The 19,810-nt window shown below is 59.2% G+C and carries 6 protein-coding genes; 5 read left to right on the forward strand and 1 reads right to left on the reverse strand.

Annotation, left to right across the window (positions count from 1 at the left end):
* The first annotated feature begins 379 nt into the window (after window positions 1-379).
* From MFP24_RS15650 to MFP24_RS15670, 5 genes are all read left to right on the forward strand, one after another.
* Complete coding sequence (locus MFP24_RS15650) at window positions 380-11,971, forward strand: BapA/Bap/LapF family large adhesin (RefSeq protein ID WP_249231408.1); 11,592 nt, start codon at window positions 380-382, stop codon at window positions 11,969-11,971.
* A gap of 65 nt (window positions 11,972-12,036) precedes the next feature.
* Complete coding sequence (locus tag MFP24_RS15655; RefSeq protein ID WP_407062019.1) at window positions 12,037-13,485, forward strand: TolC family outer membrane protein; 1,449 nt, start codon at window positions 12,037-12,039, stop codon at window positions 13,483-13,485.
* Window positions 13,482-15,659 (forward strand): type I secretion system permease/ATPase, encoded by a 2,178-nt coding sequence (locus MFP24_RS15660; RefSeq protein ID WP_249231406.1) that lies wholly within the window; start codon window positions 13,482-13,484, stop codon window positions 15,657-15,659. The genes MFP24_RS15655 and MFP24_RS15660 overlap by 4 nt, the downstream gene beginning before the upstream one ends.
* A 13-nt stretch (window positions 15,660-15,672) precedes the next feature.
* Window positions 15,673-16,845: an HlyD family type I secretion periplasmic adaptor subunit gene (locus tag MFP24_RS15665; protein ID WP_249231470.1), complete on the forward strand. Its 1,173-nt coding sequence runs from the start codon at window positions 15,673-15,675 to the stop codon at window positions 16,843-16,845.
* Window positions 16,846-16,917: 72 nt separating this feature from the next.
* Window positions 16,918-18,660, forward strand: coding sequence for a glycoside hydrolase family 13 protein (locus MFP24_RS15670; protein WP_283164112.1), 1,743 nt, complete (start codon window positions 16,918-16,920; stop codon window positions 18,658-18,660).
* 139 nt (window positions 18,661-18,799) lie between these two features.
* On the opposite strand, the gene MFP24_RS15675 is transcribed toward MFP24_RS15670, so the two are convergent.
* Entirely contained in the window at window positions 18,800-19,768 is a 969-nt protein-coding gene (locus MFP24_RS15675; protein WP_249231405.1) for an AraC family transcriptional regulator, read from the reverse strand.
* Between the last annotated feature and the right edge of the window lie 42 nt (window positions 19,769-19,810).

Consider the following 19,810-nt stretch of genomic DNA (forward strand, 5'->3'; position numbering starts at 1 on the left):
AGCAAAAATTTTTTTGCGTCAACTTGCATCTCGTCTTGCTTGTGCTAAATAAAATAGACAGCATAAATTTTTTACAAATGATAACACCAATAAATTATCCAAAGAGAAAAATATAATAGAGATAGAATTACCTGAATATCTTATAGAGGAAATGAACTGACGGCATGTCGTTGTCTGCTGCCCAACGATTTTTTCTGAAAAACAGACGTTTTTATTAATTAGGGCGCTACTTTAATTAGGGTGTTTTTATGATGAATTAATTGCCGGTGCGTAATTGATTCACTGTGGTTTCTTTTGCCGGGAATATATGAGTGATGTATTCGGTTATCTTTTTTCATCACTGATTTTTGACCAATACTCGTTTGGGAGTGGAAGTTAAATGAGTAATTTCTCTATTACCGCGAAAGAAAACGGCGCGACCTCTATGGTCAATACCTCTTCCGGAGAACTGAATTTATCGTCTCCTTCCATTGTGACGTTGCAGGCCGATCGGCAAGAAATTGCCTCCATGACTCGCTCCGGCAATGACTTAATGGTGACATTTCACTCCGGTGAAAAAACGGTCCTGAAAAACTTTTATATTGCCGGAGAACACGGCGCCAGCGAATTGGTGCTGGAAGACGAGAATGGCGCGCTCTGGTGGGTAAAAGATCCTGCAACGCAACCTCAATTTGAATTCATTTCCGCTATTGATGAGATCACGGCCGGCGCCGGAGGTGCGGAAGCTGCCGGCGGTACGGCCCTGCCGTACATTCTGGGCGGGATCGCCGGCGTGGCGACCGTGGCCGCTATGGCGTCCGATCGCCACGATGATGATGATAGCGAACGTGACGCCCACGCACTCGACGCGCCGACGGTAAACATCAGCGAGGATGGCTCCGCCATTAGCGGTGAAGCGGAGCCGGGCGGCAAGGTGACCATTACCGATGCCGACGGTAATACGTTGAGCAGCGCGACGGTGGGGGATGACGGTCGCTTTACGGCGCCGCTGCCACCGTCGCTGACCAATGGCGAGACGATTAGCGTGGTAGTCAGCGATGCTGCGGGTAATACATCTGCGGCGACGACCGTTTCCGCACCTGACTCCACTCCCCCCTCAGAGCCAACCGATTTGTCTGTGGCGGAAGACGGCAGCGCCGTTAGCGGTAGCGCGGACGCGGGCAGCACGGTGACCATTACCGATGCCGCCGGTAATGAACTGGGCAGGGTGGCGGTGGGTGAAGACGGTAACTTTACCGTGCCGTTATCCACGGCGCTGACCAACGGCGAAGCGATTAATGCGGTAGCCAGCGACGCGGCTGGCAATATTTCTGCAACGGTTATCTTGAACGCACTGGACATCACCGCCCCTTCAGCCCCCGCCGATCTGCTGGTAACGGAAGACGGTGACGCCGTTAGCGGCAGAGCCGAAGCGGGCGGCATGGTCACCGTTACCGATACGGCCGGCAACGTGCTGGGCCGCGCAACGGTAGGAGAAGATGGTCGCTTTACCGTACCGTTATCACCGGCACTGACCAACGGCGAGGTGATTAGCGCGGTGGTCAGCGATGCGGCGGGTAATGCTTCTGCCGGGATCAGCGTCACCGCACCTGATGCTACCGCGCCAGATAATACTGCGCCCTCCGCTCCCGCCGATCTGCTGGTGGCGGAAGACGGTTCAGCCGTCAGCGGCAGCGCCGAAGTGGGCAGCACGGTGACCATTACCGATACGGCAGGTAACGTGCTGGGCAACGTGACAGTGGGAAATGATGGTCGCTTTACCATACCGTTATCCCCTGCACAGACCAATGGCGAAGCGATTAGTGTGGTGGTCAGCGATGCGGCCGGTAATGCCTCTGAGGTGACGAGCGTTACCGCCCCGGATACCACTGCTCCTTCAACTCCTGCTGATCTGCTGGTGGCAGCGGACGGCGCCGCTGTTAGCGGCAACGCTGAAGCGGGCAGTACGGTGAAGATCACCGATGCAGCCGGCAATGAACTGGGCGGTGTGACGGTGGGGGATAATGGCAGCTTTACCGTACCGCTATCACCAGCGCTGACTAATGGCGAAACGATTAATGTGGTGGTCAGCGACGCTGCGGGTAATGCCTCAGTTGCGGCAACGACTACTGCGCCTGATACCACTGTACCCTCCGCCCCAACCGATATGCTGGTGGCAGCAGACGGCGCAGCCATTAGCGGCAATGCCGAAGCCGGCAGCACGGTGAAGATCACTGATGCAGCCGGCAATGAACTGGGCAGTGCAACGGTGGGGAACGATGGCAGTTTTACCGTACCGCTATCACCGGCGCTGACTAACGGCGAGGCAATCACTGTCACAGCCAGCGATGCAACCGGTAATGCCTCGGTTGCAGCAACCGTTACTGCACCTGATACCACCGTACCTTCAGCTCCCGCCGATCTGCTGGTGGCTGCGGACGGCGCAGCCATTAGCGGCACAGCCGAGGCCGGCAGCACGGTGAAGATCACCGACGCCGTCGGCAATGAACTGGGTAGCGTAACCGCGGATAACGACGGCCGCTTTACGGTGCCACTATCACCAGCGTTGACCAATGGTGAAGCGATTAATGTGGTGGTCAGCGACGCGGCGGGTAATGCTTCTGCGGCGACGAGCATTACCGCCCCGGATACCACCGCACCCTCAGCCCCAACCGATCTGCTAGTGGCAGCGGACGGTTCCACAGTCAGCGGCACAGCCGAATCCGGCAGCACGGTGAAGATCACCGATACCGCTGGCAATGAACTGGGCAGCGTCACAGTAGGGAACGATGGCAGCTTTACCGTGCCGTTATCACCGGCACTGACTAACGGCGAAGCGATTAGTGCAGTAGTCAGCGACGTGGCAGGTAATGCCTCTGCCGCGGTAACCGCGGTTGCATCTGACACCACCGCACCCTCCGCCCCAACCGATCTGCTGGTGGCGGAAGACGGCGGCGCCATTAGCGGCAGTGCCGAAGCTGGCAGTACGGTGAAGATCACTGATGCAGCCGGTAATGTACTGGGCAGCGTGACGGTAGGAGATAATGGCAGCTTTACCGTGCCGCTATCACCGGCACTAACTAACGGCGAGGCGATTACTGTTATAGACAGCGATACGGCCGGTAATACTTCTGCCGCGGTAACCGCCACGGCACCTGACATCACCGCACCCTCCGCTCCCGCCGATCTACTGGTGGCAGCGGACGGCACCGCCGTTAGCGGTAGCGCGGACGTGGGCAGTACGGTGACTATTACCGACGCCGCTGGCAATGAACTGGGCAGAGTGACGGTGGGTGAAGACGGTCACTTTACCGTGCCCTTATCCCCGACGATGACCAATGGCGAAGCGATTAATGCGGTGGTCAGCGATGCGGCCGGTAATGCTTCTGCGGCGACGAGCGTTACCGCACCTGATACCACCGCACCGACAGCTCCCGCCGATCTGCTGATGGCGGAAGATGGCACCGCCGTTAGCGGCAACGCCGAAACCGGCAGCACGGTGAAGATCACCGATGCCGTCGGCAATGAACTGGGTAGCGTAACGGTGGGGAATGATGGTCGATTTACTGTGCCATTATCACCAGCGTTGACCAATGGCGAGACGGTTAGTGTGGTGGTCAGCGACGCTGCCGGGAATGCTTCTGCGGCGACGAGCATTACCGCTCCGGATACCACGGCTCCTTCCGCCCCAACCGATCTGTTGATCGCAGCGGACGGTACAGCCGTTAGCGGCACTGCCGAAGCCGGCAGCACGGTGAAGATCACCGACGCCGATGGCAATGAACTGGGTAGCGTAACGGTAGGGAACGATGGTCACTTTACCGTACCGTTATTACCGGCGCTAACCAACGGCGAAGCGATTAGTGCTGTGGTCAGCGACGCTGCGGGTAATGCCTCTGCCGCGGCAACCGCCACGGCATCTGACACCACCGCACCTTCAACTCCCGCCGATCTGCTGGTGGCGGAAGACGGTGCCGCTGTTAGCGGTAGCGCCGAAGCGGGCAGCACGGTGAAGATCACCGATACCGCTGGTAATGAACTGGGCAGTGCAACGGTGGGGAACGACGGTCACTTTGCCGTACCGTTATCACCGGCGTTGACCAATGGCGAAGCAATTAGCGTGGTGGTCAGCGACGCTGCGGGTAATGCTTCTGCCGCGGCGAGCGTTACCGCCCCGGATATCACGTCACCGGCGGCTCCCGCCGATTTACTGGTGGCAGAGGACGGTGCCGCCGTTAGCGGTAGAGCAGAACCAGATAGCACGGTCACTATTACCGATACGGCAGGCAATACGCTGGGCAGCGCAACGGTGGGGAACGACGGTCACTTTACGGTGCCGTTATCGTCTGCGCAGACCAACGGCGAAGCGATTAGTGCGGTGGTCAGTGATGCGACCGGTAATGCCTCTGCCGCGGTAACCGCCATTGCACCTGATACTACCTCACCCTCCGCTCCAGCCGATCTGTTGGTGGCAGCGGATGGTTCAGCCGTTAGTGGCAGCGCCGAAGCAGGCAGTACGCTGAAGATCACCGATGCGGCCGGCAATGAACTGGGCGGCGCAACGGTGGGGGATGACGGTCACTTTACCGTGCCGCTATCACCGGCGCTGACCAACGGCGAAGCGATTAGCGTGGTGGTCAGCGACGCTGCGGGTAATGTCTCAGTTACAGCAACGACTACTGCACCGGATACCACCGCACCTTCCGCCCCAACCGATCTGCTTATGGAAACTGACGGTGCCGCCGTTAGCGGAACAGTCGAAACGGGTAGCACTGTCACTATTACCGATGCCGCGGGCAACGTGCTGGGCAGTACAACTGCGGGTGACGATGGCAGCTTTACTGTGCCGTTATCACCGGCGTTAATTAACGGTGAAGCGATTAGCGTAGTTGTCAGCGATACCGCCGGTAATACTTCTGCGGCGGTGAGCGTCACCGCTCCGGACAACACGGCTCCAGTGGCTCCCGGCGATCTGCTGGTGGCAGCAGACGGCGCCTCCATTAGCGGTACAGCCGAAGCGGGCAGCACGGTGAAGATCACCGATGCCGCTGGCAATGAACTGGACCGAGCAACGGTGGGGGATGATGGTCACTTTACTGTGCCGGTAGCACCGGCGTTAATCAACGGCGAAACTGTTATGGTCACCGTGACAGATGCTGCGAGCAATATTTCTACGCCCACCACTGCGACCGCGCCGGATCTCACCGCACCCTCTGCACCAGTCGATCTGTTGGTAGCGGAAGATGGTTCCGCCATTAGCGGCAACGCCGAAGCGGGTAGCAAGGTGAAGATCACCGGTACGGCCGGCAATGAACTGGGCAGCGCAACGGTGGGGGATGACGGTCACTTTACCGTACCGCTATCACCTGCACTAACCAACGGCGAAACAATCACTGCTACAACCAGCGATACGGCCGGGAATGCTTCTGCGGCGGCAACCGCCGTTGCACCTGATACCACCGCACCTTCAACTCCCGCCGATCTGTTGGTGGCAGCGGATGGTTCCGCAGTCAGCGGCAATGCAGAAGCTGGCAGTATGGTGAAGATCACCGATGCGGCCGGCAATGAACTGGGCAGCGCAACGGTGGGGAACGACGGTCACTTTACGGTGCCGTTATCGTCTGCGCAGACCAACGGCGAAACAATCACTGCTACAACCAGCGATACGGCCGGGAATGCTTCTGCGGCGGCAACCGCCGTTGCACCTGACACTACGGCACCTTCAACTCCCGCTGATCTGCTGGTGGCGGAGGACGGTACCGCCGTTAGCGGCAACACCGAGGCAGGCAGTAAGGTGACCATTACTGATGCGGCAGGCAATGCGCTGGGTGAAGTGACTGTGGATGACGATGGTCACTTTACTGTGCCGTTAGCACCGGCGTTAACCAACGGCGAAACTGTTACGGTCACCGTGACAGATGCTGCGAGCAATATTTCTACGCCCACCACTGCGACCGCGCCGGATCTCACCGCACCCTCTGCACCAGTCGATCTGCTGGTAGCGGAAGATGGTGCCGCCGTTAGCGGCAGTGCTGAGGCGGGCAGTACGGTGACCATTACCGATGCCGCTGGCAATGCGCTGGGTAATGTAACTGTGGGGGATGACGGCAGTTTTACCGTGCCGTTATTACCGGCGCTGACCAATGGCGAGGCGATTACTGTCGTAGCCAGCGATGCGGCCGGGAATGCTTCTACCATAGTAACCGCTGTGGCACCTGATACCACCGCACCTTCAACTCCCGCCGATCTGTTGGTGGCAGCGGATGGTTCCGCAGTCAGCGGCACCGCAGAAGCTGGCAGTACGCTGAAGATCACCGATGCGGCCGGCAGTGAACTGGGCAGCACAACGGTGGGTGACGATGGTCACTTTACCGTGCAGCTATCGCCGGCGCTAACCAACGGCGAGGCAATTAATGTTGTAGCCAGTGATGCGGCAGGTAATGCTTCTGCCGCAGTAACCACCGTGGCACCTGATACCACCGCACCCTCCACCCCCGCCGATCTGCTGGTGACAGCGGACGGTACAGCCGTTAGCGGCAGTGCCGAGGCAGGCAGTACGGTGACCATTACCGATGCCGCTGGCAACGTGCTAAGCAACGTAACGGTAGGGGATGATGGTCACTTTACGGTGCCGTTATCGCCTGCGCAGACCAATGGTGAAGCGATTAGTGTGGTGGTCAGCGACGCTGCCGGTAATGCCTCTGCGGCGGCGGGCGTTACCGCCCCGGATACCACGGCGCCGGCGGCTCCTGCCGATTTGCTGGTGACGGAAGACGGCGCCTCCGTTAGTGGCACAGCCGAGGTCGGCAGCACAGTGAAAATCACCGACGCTGCCGGCAATGAACTGGGCAGCGCAACGGTGGGGAACGATGGCCGCTTTACCGTACCGTTATCCCCGGCGCTAACTAATGGCGAAGCGATTAATGTCGTAGCCAGCGACGCGGCAGGTAATGCTTCTACCGCGGCAACGGCCACCGCGCCAGACGCCACGGCGCCGGAAGCGCCGGAAGCTTATATCAGCGACGACGGCACAACGGTAAACGGTACGGCGGAGGCGGGCAGTACCGTGACGGTGACCTTGCCGGATAATAGTACCCAGACCGCGACGGCGGCGGAAAACGGCACCTGGAGCATCACCCTGCCGCAAGGGTTAACCGCCGGCGAGCAGTTGGCGGTAACCGCCACGGATGGTGCGGGTAATACCTCTTCTGCCGCTCAGGTTACCGTCCCGGATACGTCTGTGCCGGACACCACCGAGCCGGATGCGCCGGAGGCGGCGGTCAGCGATGATGGACTGACCGTGAGCGGAACGGCCGAGCCGGAGAGTACGGTAACGGTGACGCTGCCGGACAGCTCCACGCTGACCACCACGGCGGATGCGTTTGGCGTGTATAGCGTGACGTTGCCAACCGCGCTAATCAACGGGGAAACCGTTACGGTCACCGCGACGGATGCGGCGAACAATATTTCTGCGTCCACCGCCGCGATCGCCCCGGATCTTACCGCCCCTGCGGTCCCAACCGATTTGCAGGTGTCGGCAGACGGCGCCTCCATTAGCGGTACAGTCGAGGCAGGCAGTAAGGTGAGCATTACCGATGCGACAGGCAATGCGCTGGGTGAAGTGACGGTAGGTGACGATGGTCACTTTACCGTACCGCTATCACCGGCGCTGACCAACGGCGAGGCAATTAATGTCGTAGCCAGCGACGCGGCAGGTAATGCTTCTACCGCAGCAACCTCCACGGCACCTGATACCACCGCACCTTCAACTCCCGCCGATCTGTTGGTGGCAGCGGATGGTTCCGCAGTCAGCGGCAATGCAGAAGCTGGCAGTATGGTGAAGATCACCGATGCGGCCGGCAATGAACTGGGCAGCGCAACGGTGGGTGACGATGGTCACTTTACTGTGCCGTTAGCACCGGCGTTAACCAACGGCGAGGCAATTAATGTCGTAGCCAGCGACGCGGCAGGTAATGCTTCTACCGCAGCAACCTCCACGGCACCTGACACCACCGCACCTTCAACTCCCGCCGAACTGCTGGTGGTAGCAGACGGTACCGCCGTTAGCGGCACAGCCGAAGCCGGCAGCACAGTGAAAATCACCGACGCCGCCGGTAATGAACTAGGCAGCGCAACGGTAGGGAACGACGGCCGCTTTACCGTACCGTTATCACCGTCACTCACCAACGGCGAAGCAATCACTGCCACAGCCAGCGACACTGCCGGTAACGCCTCAACCGCGGCAACGGCCACCGCGCCAGACGCCACGGCGCCGGAAGCGCCGGAAGCTTATATCAGCGACGACGGCACAACGGTAAACGGTACGGCGGAGGCGGGCAGTACCGTGACGGTGACCTTGCCGGATAATAGTACCCAGACCGCGACGGCGGCGGAAAACGGCACCTGGAGCATCACCCTGCCGCAAGGGTTAACCGCCGGCGAGCAGTTGGCGGTAACCGCCACGGATGGTGCGGGTAATACCTCTTCTGCCGCTCAGGTTACCGTCCCGGATACGTCTGTGCCGGACACCACCGCGCCGGAAGCGCCGGAAGCGGCGGTCAGTAGCGACGGACTGACCGTTAGCGGAACGGCCGAGCCGCAGAGTACGGTAACGGTGACGCTGCCGGACAGCTCCACGCTGACCACCACGGCGGATGCGTTTGGCGTGTATAGCGTGACGTTGCCAACCGCGCTAATCAACGGGGAAACCGTTACGGTCACCGCGACGGATGCGGCGAACAATATTTCTGCGTCCACCGCCGCGATCGCCCCGGATCTTACCGCCCCTGCGGTCCCAACCGATCTGCTGGTGGCAGTGGACGGCGCCGCCGTCAGCGGCACAACGGAAGCGGGCAGCAGGGTAACCATTACCGATGCCGCCGGCAACGCGCTGGGCAGCGCAACCGCGGGTGACGATGGCCGCTTTACCGTACCGCTATCACCGGCACTGACCAACGGAGAAGCAATCACGGCCACAGCCAGCGATGCGGCGGGTAATGCCTCTGCCTCGGCAACAGTCACGGCGCCGGATACCACCGCGCCGGATGCGCCAAGCGCGGCCGTCAGCGACGATGGCGGCAGTATCAGTGGGGTGGCGGAGAGCGGCAGTTCCGTTACCATCACTCTGGCGGATGGCTCGGTCGCTACCGTACAGGCGAATGCGCAGGGTAACTACAGCTACGATTTCCCGAGCGCGCAGGCCAACGGGCAGTCGGTGTCGGTTACGGCCGCCGATGCGGCGGGGAATATTTCGGCGGCTACCAATGTTATCGCGCCGGTGCTGGAGCTGGCGGCGAACGATAATAATGTGTCGCTGGAGCTGGCGACCGATGCGGAAGTCAGCACCCAGTCGTACAGTGACTGGGGGGTATTGGTCGTTGGGGCGCTGGGCAATATCGCGTCGTTGCTGGGGAATGACAGCGCTCAGGTCACCTTCACCGTTGACAACGGCGCCACGGCGGATGTGGTGCTGGAAGCCAATGCCACCGGCGGCGTGTTGTCGCTGCTTAACAGCATGGGGATGCTGGTGCAGCAGTATAACGCCGACACCGACTCCTGGACCACGGTGATCGATACCGCGGACGCCCAGTGGGCCAGCCTGCTGACCATCGGCAATAACGGCGTGACGCTGAACGTGGAAAACATGAATGAGGGCACTTACCGCGCACTGGCGTATAACACCGCCTTGCTGTCGGTCGGCTCTTATGTCAGCGTGGCGGCGACGGTGACCCAAACCGCCGCCGGCGTGGTAAACGGGGAAACCCTCCATACCGGTAACGTTATTACCGATGAGGACCTGAATCACGGTACGGATGTCGCGCCGGCGGGTACGGTGGTGACGCAGGTCGCGCACGGCGCGGGGGAGGCGGTCTCGGTAACGGCGGATGGCGCCGCCATCCAGGGCGAATACGGCACGCTGAGCATCAATCAGGACGGCGGCTATACCTACACGCTCACCGATACTTCCACCGCGGTGCTGGGCCACACGGATAGCTTCACTTACACGGTAACCGCGAATGGTGAAACCTCTACCGCCAGGCTGGTGGTGTCGCTGGGAACGGAGCCCGGCGCCAGCGGTAATGTCGTCGCCGTGGATGATTCGGCGGCCATTACCTATGCAACCACGGTGGATGAGATAGATAACGGCGCCTCCTCGCAAAGCGGTTTTACCGTGCTGAACCTCGGCCTGGGCAGCGTGATGAATGTGGGCATTCTGGACGATATCACCAACCCGATCATTTTCGACGTGGAAGAGGGGGTAACCCGGACGATGACGCTCCAGGCGTCGGTCGGCGGCGTTTCCCTGTTGTCCGGTTTCGATCTCTATATCTACAAATTTAATGACGCCACCCAGCAGTACGATCAGTATCGCACGGTGGAAAACTGGCTGACGGCCCCGCTGCTGGGCGGCTCGTCCGATGAATTGACGCTGACGCTGGATGGCGGCAAGTACCTGTTCCTGCTGGATACCGCTTACGGCGTCTCCGCGCTGACGAGGTACACCCTGCATATTCTGGAAGACCATATTTATACCGTGGAAACGGTCAGCGCCAGCGCCTCCGGCAGCGTGATGGAAGACGACATCGCGCCGACCGGGTCGTCAATCAGCGCGGTGAACGGCGTGGCGATAGCCGCCGATGGCGTCACCAGCGTTACCGGCGAATACGGCGTATTGACCATTGACGCGCAGGGTCACTATACCTACACGCTGAACGCCGGCGTGGGCGCGGACGGCATTACCGCGCCGGACAGCTTCGTCTATACGCTGACGTCGCCGGACGGCGAGTCCGACAACGGCACCCTCAATATCAACCTGGTTGCTTCCCCGCTGACGGCGGTGGACGATAGCGTCACCCTGGCGGCGACGGCGGTGCAGGAGGAGACCAGTTACAGCGACGGCGATGCGGGCTCCACCGCCTGGCGTTCGTCGCTGCTCGGCTCTACCTCGGAGAGTGCCAGCGGCACGGTCACCGTGGCGGAGCATACCCTGGTGAAAGACGCCAGCATCACCTTTAAAGTGGATTCGTTACTCAGCCTGGGCAGCCTGAGTATTGGCTGGACATTGCTGAACAGCGACGGAACCGAGCTGGCGAACGGGACGGTGGGCAGCGGCACGCTGCTCGGCAGCAGCGCCACCGTTTCCCTTGGCGACCTGACGCTGGACGCCGGGGAATACACCCTGAACTTTACCGGCTCTATCGGCGCGCTGTCCGTGGGGAGCGTTACGGTGAGCGCGTCGGTGGCGGGGACCAATATCCTGCTGGATGACTTCCAGACCGAAAGCGCCGCGGTGGAAGGGAATATTTTCGATGGCAGCGGTTCGCAGGAGAGCGCCGCCGACCAGTTGGTTTCCGTGGCGACCACGCTATCCATTGCCGATGTGGACGGCAATATCACCACGCTGAATCCTTACGTCACCAGCGATGCGGCGGCGACGGTGCAGGGGCGCTATGGCGTGCTGACGCTCAATATCGACGGCGAATACAGCTATACCCTTAACGGCGATGTGGATCTCACCGCCATCACCGAGAAGGAAAGCTTCAATTACACCCTCACTTCCGCCAGCGGGGAAACCGCCGCCGCCACGCTGACCGTCGACCTGGCGCTGCAGCTGAACGGCACCAGCCACGGCGACATCGCCACCGGTTCGGTCTACGACGATACCTTCGCGCTCGGCGGGGGCGGCGACACGGTGATTTTCAACCTGCTGGATGCGCAGGATGCCACCGGGGGCAACGGCAGCGATACCTGGACGGACTTCTCGCTGGCGGATGGCGACCAGATTGATGTCAGCCGCTTACTGCAGGGCGGGAGCGACGCCGCCGGCAACGTCGGCGACTGGCTCTCGGTGGAAACCGTTAACGGCAACACGGTGATCTCCATCGACCGCGACGGTCAGGGAACCGCGTTCAGCCCCACGGAGCTGGTCACCTTGCAGGGCGTGGAAGTCACGCTGGATGAGCTGCTGGAAAACCATGCCATAACCGCCTGACGCATTATTAAATCCCGCGGCGCGGCACCGCTGCCGCGCCGCGGGTGATTTTATTCAATTGATTGATTTTATTATGGAATGATATGAACCTCTGTCGCGTATATATGATGGCGTTGGCGTATTTGCTGCTCTTTGTCGGAGGCGGTTACCGTAGCGTCGGCGCCGCGCAGACCGAACGTCCGCCGGGCGCTATCAGCGCCGGGCAGGTCGTCGCCTGGGAGCAACTGCCTTCGCTTTTTGGCCCTGTGTCCCCGCCCATCGCCTCCAAAGCGCCTGAAAGCCTTGATATTAATCTGGCGGTCGCGCGCGCCGTCTCCTGGCACCCGGATATTGGTAAAGCCGTCGGGCGGCTGTTCGAACAGTCGGAAGCGGTCAACGTGGCGCGGTCGCAATATTATCCGCAGGTGAACGGCGGAATTAATAACGGTATCACCAACACTTACCGCGACAGCGGCTATAGCCCGTCGCTGGTGTTGTCGCTTTCCCAGATGCTGTATGACTTCGGCAAGGTGGATAGCCAGGTGCGCGCCGCCAACGCCGGCGTGGCGCAGGAGCAGGCCAACGTTCTGGTGAGCATCGATACCGTGGCGCATGATACCGCGTCGGCGCTGGTCCAGGTGCAGGGCTATCAGAATCTGGTGAAGATCGCCAGGGATCAGCTGACGGCCCTGAGCGGCATCAGCCAGCTGGCGCGTCAGCGCAGCGATGAGGGCGCCAGTACGCTGTCGGACGTGGTGCAGACCGACGCGCGTATCGAAGGCGCGCGCTCGTTGTTATTGCAGTATCAGGCCAATCTCGACCGCTGGCGGGCGACGCTCGCTTCCCGGCTGGGCTGGGAGCGTATTCAGCAGGTCAGCGACGATTTTCCGCCAGGCCTGAGCCGCGCCTGTGAGGCCGGCGAACCGGACGACCGGCTGATCCCGGCGGTATTGGCGGCTTACGCCCAGGCCAATAAAGCGCAGGCGCAGCTGGACGAGGCCGACGCCAGAATGCTCCCGACCATCTCATTGCAGCCGGAGGTCAGCCACTACCTCAACGACCGTTACGCCAACAGCGCGACGCTGGATCGCACGCAATATTCCGCCTGGGTCAAGGTCGAAATGCCGCTTTATCAGGGCGGCAAGCTGACCGCCGGCCGCAACGCGGCGGCGCACTCGCGGGAAGCCGCCAACGCCGCGGTGCAGGCCGCGCGGCTGGACGCGCGCCAGCAGCTGGCGGAATCGCAAAATGAGGCCCAGGGGCTGGCGCGCACGCTGCAAATTCAGCAGCGGCAACGGGAGCTGGGGGAAAAGACCCGCGCGCTCTATCAACAGCAATATCTGGATCTGGGCAGCCGGCAGTTGCTCGACGTGCTGAACGCCGAACAGGAGGTGTTTCAGGTGCGCTTCAGCGAACGGCAAACGCTGGTGCAACTGCGCCAATTACAGCTCGATTGCCTGTATAGCACCGGCAAGACGCGCAGCGCTTTCGCGCTGAATAATCGCACTATCCAGACCGTGGAGATCCAGCCGTGAGCCAGTCGGCAGAGGTAAAAGAGCCGGCGGCGGCGCAAGGCGACGCGCGGTTGCTGTCGCTGTGGGCCGGCGCCGTAGGCTATGTGGCCGGCCATTACCGGCTGGCCTTTTCACCGGGGGCGCTTCAGGCCGGCGCGCAGTGGCTGCAGGAACGCTCTTTCCCCCAGGCGCTGCAACATCTGGCGCGTCAGGCCGGATTGACGGCCCGCGTTCTTCAGCAGCATCAGGATATCTCCGCCTGGCGGCTGCCGTTGGCGATACAGCTGGCGGACGGTCAGGTGGGCGTTATCGAACAGTTTGACGGTCAGGATACCGTTAGCCTCTGCTTTATGGCCGACGGCAATCAGCTTAGCCAGCTCTCGTTAAGCCGGCTGCTGCCGGAGATCCGCCATGTGGTGGCGCTGCGCCCGGCGGCGGCGGTGAAAGACAGCCGCGCCAGTCGCTATCTGGAAAGTTACCGCCCGGACTGGCTGTGGAAACTGGTGCTGCGGGATTTCAAGCCCTATATCTATGTGATGCTGGCCTCGCTGGTGGTGAATATCCTGGCGCTGGCCGGGATCCTGTTTTCCATGCAGGTGTACGACCGGGTGATCCCGGCGCAATCCTACCCGACGCTGTATGTGCTGGCGACAGGCGTGCTGATCGCGGTGATCTTCGCTTTCCTGCTGCGGCTGGGGCGCGGGCAGATTATGGATATTCTCGGCAAGCGCGCGGATATCCGCGTTTCCGACCGGGTGTTCGGTCATGCGCTGCGGCTACGCAACAGCGCCGTTCCTCGCTCCACCGGGAGCTTTATTTCCCAACTGCGGGAGCTGGAGCAGATCCGCGAAATGGTCACCTCCACCACGGTTTCCGCGGTGGTCGATCTGCCGTTTTTCCTGCTGTTTTTACTGGTGCTGCTGATCGTCGCGCCGGCGCTCGCGTGGATCGCGCCGGTGTCGGCGCTGCTGATGATCCTGCCGGGCGTGCTGCTGCAAAAGCGGCTGGCGCAGCTGGCGCGACAGTCCACCCAGGAAGTCACGCTGCGCAACGCGGTGCTGGTGGAAAGCGTGCAGGGGCTGGAAGATATCAAACTGATGCAGGCGGAGAACCGTTTTCTGCAGCAGTGGAACAGCTACATCAGTATCAGCGCCGAATCCGGCGTGCGCATCCGCAAGCTCACCCAGGGGCTGATTAGCTGGGGCGTGAGCGTTCAGGGACTGGTGTACGCGCTGGTGGTGATGATTGGCGCGCCGCTGGTGATTGCCGGCGAGATGACCACCGGTGCCGTGGTCGCCGCGTCGTTATTGTCGTCGCGCATGATTGCGCCGATGACCACCCTGTGCGGCGTGCTGGCGCGCTGGCAGCAGGTCAAAGCCGCGAAACAGGGGCTGGACGGCGTGATGCAATTGCCGGTGGAAAACGGCCTTGATGAAAGCAAAGTGAATTGCGACGTGCTGTACGGCCACTACCAGTTCCAGCGCGCGGCGTTCCGCTACCACAGCGAAGACGGCGTTATCGCGCTGAAAATAGCGCAGCTGGAGATCCGCCCCGGCGAACGGGTGGCGATTCTGGGACGCAACGGCGCCGGGAAGTCGACGCTGCTCCAGGCGATGGCGGGCGGTATGGAGCTGGTGGAGGGGGAACTGCGGCTCGATAACCTGAGCCTGGCGCATATCGATATGGCGGACGTGCGCCGCAACATCGGCCTGACCACGCAAAACGCCCGGCTGTTTTTCGGCACCCTGCGCGAGAATCTGACCCTGGGAGCGCCGCGCGCCGGCGACGCGCAGATCTTTGCCGCGCTGGAAGTGTGCGGCGCGGACGGTTTGGTGAAAAAACTGGCTCTGGGGCTGGATCACCCGGTGATGGAGGGCGGGATCGGCCTTTCCGGCGGCCAGCGCCAGTCGATCCTGCTGGCGCGCATGCTGCTGCGCGATCCGAATATCGTCCTGCTGGATGAACCTACCGCCTCGCTGGACGAGCACGCCGAACGGGAATTTATTCAGCGCCTCGCGGTCTGGCTGGCGGGACGCACGCTGGTGGTGGCGACCCATCGGGCCGCGGTGCTGGAACTGGTGGAGCGCGTGATTGTACTGCAGGATGGCCAGGTGGCGATGGACGCGCCGAAGGCGCAGGCGCTGAACGCCGCGCGGCATCACAACGGACGCCAGGATGTAAATAATGAACATTAATCCGCCGGAACTGATGAACGATGACCTGGTCAACGCGGATGAGGGGAAAGACCCGTGCCTCGGCGCGCAGCGCATTATTGTGGTAATCGCGCTATTGCTGCTGGCGGCGGGGATCTGGGCGTGGTTCGGCATTCTGGACGAAGTGTCTACCGGTATAGGGAAAGTGATCCCCAGCTCGCGCGAACAGACCTTGCAGACGCTTGACGGCGGGATACTGGCGGAGTTGAAAATCCGTGAGGGAACGCTGGTGGAAGCCGGGCAGGTGGTGGCGCGGCTGGATCCGACCCGCTCCGAATCCAACGTGGGCGAGAGTGCGGCCCGCTATCGGGCCTCGCTGGCCGCCAGCACTCGTCTGAACGCGGAGGTCAACGACGAGCCGCTGGAGTTCCCCGAGGCGATAAAAGCGTGGCCGGAGCTTGTCGCCGCGGAAACCCGGCTCTATAACAGCCGCCGCACGCAGCTGGAGGACGCCGAATCACGGCTGAAAGAAGCGCTGCTGCTGGTTGAGAGCGAACTGGCGATAACCGAACGGCTGGTGAAAACCGGGGCGGCGAGCCACGTTGAAGCGCTGCGTCTGCGACGCCAGAAAGCGGATCTCGATCTGAGGCTGACCGACCTGCGTTCGCAATACTACGTCCAGGCGCGCGAGGAGCTGGCCAAGGCCAACGCGGAAGTGAATATGCTCTCGGAAGTGATTAAAGGGCGGACGGACTCGGTAACCCGGCTGACGGTACGTTCGCCGGTGCGCGGCATTGTGAAAAATATTCAGGTGACCACCATCGGCGGGGTGATCGCGCCCAATGGCGCACTGATGGAAATTGTCCCGGTGGACGATCGTCTGCTGATCGAAGCGCGCCTGTCGCCGCGGGATATTGCGTTTATTCATCCGGACCAAAAAGCGTTGGTGAAAATCACCGCCTACGATTACGCCATTTACGGCGGGCTGGACGGCGTCGTGGAAAGTATTTCGCCGGACACCATTCAGGATGAAGTCAAACCGGAGGTCTTTTATTACCGGGTCTTTATTCGCACCGGGCAGGATTATCTGCAAAACAAGGCCGGCCGCCGTTTTTCCATCGTGCCGGGGATGATCGCCACGGTGGATATCAAAACCGGAGAGAAAACGGTGATGGACTATGTAATCAAACCCTTTAACCGTGTGAACGAGGCCCTGCGCGAACGCTAGATAAGGTCGCGAACCTTAAGGCCTCGATAAATTTTTACCACACAGTCATCATGTTGAAGACGAGGAAGGAAGATGTCCAAATTACCTGTTTGCGGGCTGGCGGCAATCGCATCGTTAGCCAATATGGCGCCGTTTGCCGAGGCCGGCGCCGCGGAAAACGACGGGAAATGGTGGCAAGAGGCCGTCGTTTATCAAATCTATCCGCGCTCTTTTAACGACAGCAATGGCGACGGTATTGGCGATCTCAACGGTATTACGCAGAAACTGGATTATTTAAACAATCTCGGCGTCGATGTTATCTGGCTGAGTCCGCATTTTGATTCGCCCAATGCCGATAATGGCTATGATATCCGCGATTACCGCAAGGTAATGGCCGAATTCGGCACCATGGCCGATTTCGATCGGATGATGAGTGAAATTAAACGGCGCGACATGCGGCTGATTATCGATCTTGTCGTCAATCATACCAGCGATGAACACCGGTGGTTTACCGAAAGCCGCAGGTCGAAAGACAATCCGTACCGTGATTATTATATCTGGCGGGACGGGCGCGATGGCGGCCGGCCCAATAACTATCCCTCTTTCTTCGGCGGTTCCGCCTGGAAAAAAGATGACAGGACCGGGCAATATTACCTGCACTATTTCGCGGAGAAACAGCCGGATCTGAATTGGGAGAATAAAAAGGTTCGCCATGAAATCTATGACATTATGCGCTTCTGGCTGGATAAAGGCGTTTCCGGTTTCCGTATGGATGTTATTCCCTTTATATCCAAGCAGCGCGGCCTGCCTGATTTGCCGGCGGACAAGTTGACGCATCCGGAATTTGTTTATGCCAGCGGGCCGCGCATTCATGAATATTTGCAGGAAATGAACCGGGAGGTTTTATCGCATTATGATGCCATGACCGTCGGCGAGGCGTTTGGCGTGACATTTGAGCAGACGCCGAAATTTATCGACGCCGAGCGCAATGAACTTAATATGATATTTCATTTCGATATTATCCGCCTCGATCGTGACAACTGGCGAAAAACCGAATGGACGTTGCCTGAGTTGAAAGCGGCTTACCAAAAAGTCGACCAGTCCGGCCGCCGGGGATGGAATACCAGCTTTCTGAGCAACCACGATAATCCGCGCGCCGTATCGCATTTCGGGGATGACAGCGAACAATGGCGTGCGCTATCCGCCAAGGCGCTGGCCACGATGATGCTCACCCAGCGGGCGACGCCGTTCTTATACCAGGGCGATGAACTGGGAATGACCAATTATCCTTTTACCAGCGTCGAGGAATTCGATGATATCGAGGTCAAAGGGCAGTGGCGCGATTTCGTCGAAAGCGGAAAAGTAACGGCGCAGGAGTATCTGGATAATTTGCGCCAGACCAGCAGGGATAACGCCAGAACGCCAATGCAATGGAACGCCGACGCCAACGGCGGATTCACCCAGGGGACTCCCTGGTTGCCGGTTAATCCAAACTATACCCGGATTAACGCCGCTGCGCAGATTAACGCCCGGGACTCGGTATATCACTATCATCGTGAACTTATCGCATTAAGACGGCAGACGCCGGCACTGATATATGGGGCGTATCACGATGTCGATCCGCAACATAATAAACTCTTCGCCTATACCCGCACCCTGGGGGATCAACAATATCTGGTGGTGATTAATTTCACCCATGACGACGTCGAATGGGATATTCCCGGTGGTAACAAGATCGTCAAAACGCTGATCGGCAACCGCGTTGAACAGGCGGCCGTCCCAGGGGAAAATCATCTGCGGATGAAGCCCTGGCAGGCGGTGATATTTCAGCTATAGCGACGGGTCGCCTGCAAGGGTAATAAAGTTGCCGGTGACGGTTTTCGTGATAGAGCAGGGATTAAGTCAGCTTAATCCCTCGTTTTAAGGCGAGGTTATTTTTCAAGGGCGCCGCCAGTCGATTTCCGGGCAAACCTTTTCACTTATCATGATTTTTTCTAAAGGAGTTGAGACTGACGCCGAATTTATTTTTAAAAATCTTGTAGAAATAGGAGGCGTTATCGTATCCGACCGTACTGATGATCTCCTCAATGGTCGCTCGGGTATTGGTGAGCATTTCCGCTGCTTTCTCCAGCCTCTTTTCCTGTAGCAGTTGTTTGAACGTCATCCCGGTATGCTCTTTGAGGACGCGCGCTATCCTGTACTGCGGGTATTGCGTTATTTCGGCAATGGATTCGAGGTTGATATCCATAAAATGAGAGTCGATAAGACTCAGCACTTTAATAGAGAGCTTGGCGTCCTGACTGGTCACGGTATAGGCATCTAATTTAGGCTGGTTCTGCAGTAGTTCAATAAACAGCAGACCAATAAGCATTTTTAACTTTGGCTCCGAATTCGGACTGTGGGAGTAAAATTCCTCTATGATATCAAACATGATTTTCTTGACTTTCACATTGTCCGCAACTGAGCAGTGCAAATACGATCCTTCAATATATCCATCATACATGGCTGATGTAATAAGCTGACTGATCACATTGTTTTTATCAATAAATGAGAAAAGATAATAAAAGAACTTGGGCTTGATGCAGATATTCAGGATGATATCATCCTTGCCGGCCGGAAAAATTTCATGAAAGATATTTTGATTAAGTAAAAATATATCCCCTTCTTTCAGCGTAACGATGGAACGCTCAACCCTCTGCTTCAGGCTACCCTGATAGACATACACCATTTCTATATAATCATGTTTGTGTTCAGGAACATGCAAGAATCTTGGGTGCCTTCCCATATTTATCAATGCGTCATTCTGCATTACCTCTTTATTTTGTATGGTAAAACGCCCCCCCTTTTTTATAAACTCCAGCTCCGCTTCCTTGGGATGCTCAAACAGAAAAATCTCTATATCTGACAAATCACAAAGTTTTTTATGAACGGCAGATTTAAACATTTTTAGCCCCAAGGATCTCATAACTTATCGGTAAAGTAATCA

Source organism: Brenneria tiliae, assembly GCF_023347575.1.
Lineage (GTDB): Bacteria > Pseudomonadota > Gammaproteobacteria > Enterobacterales > Enterobacteriaceae > Brenneria > Brenneria corticis.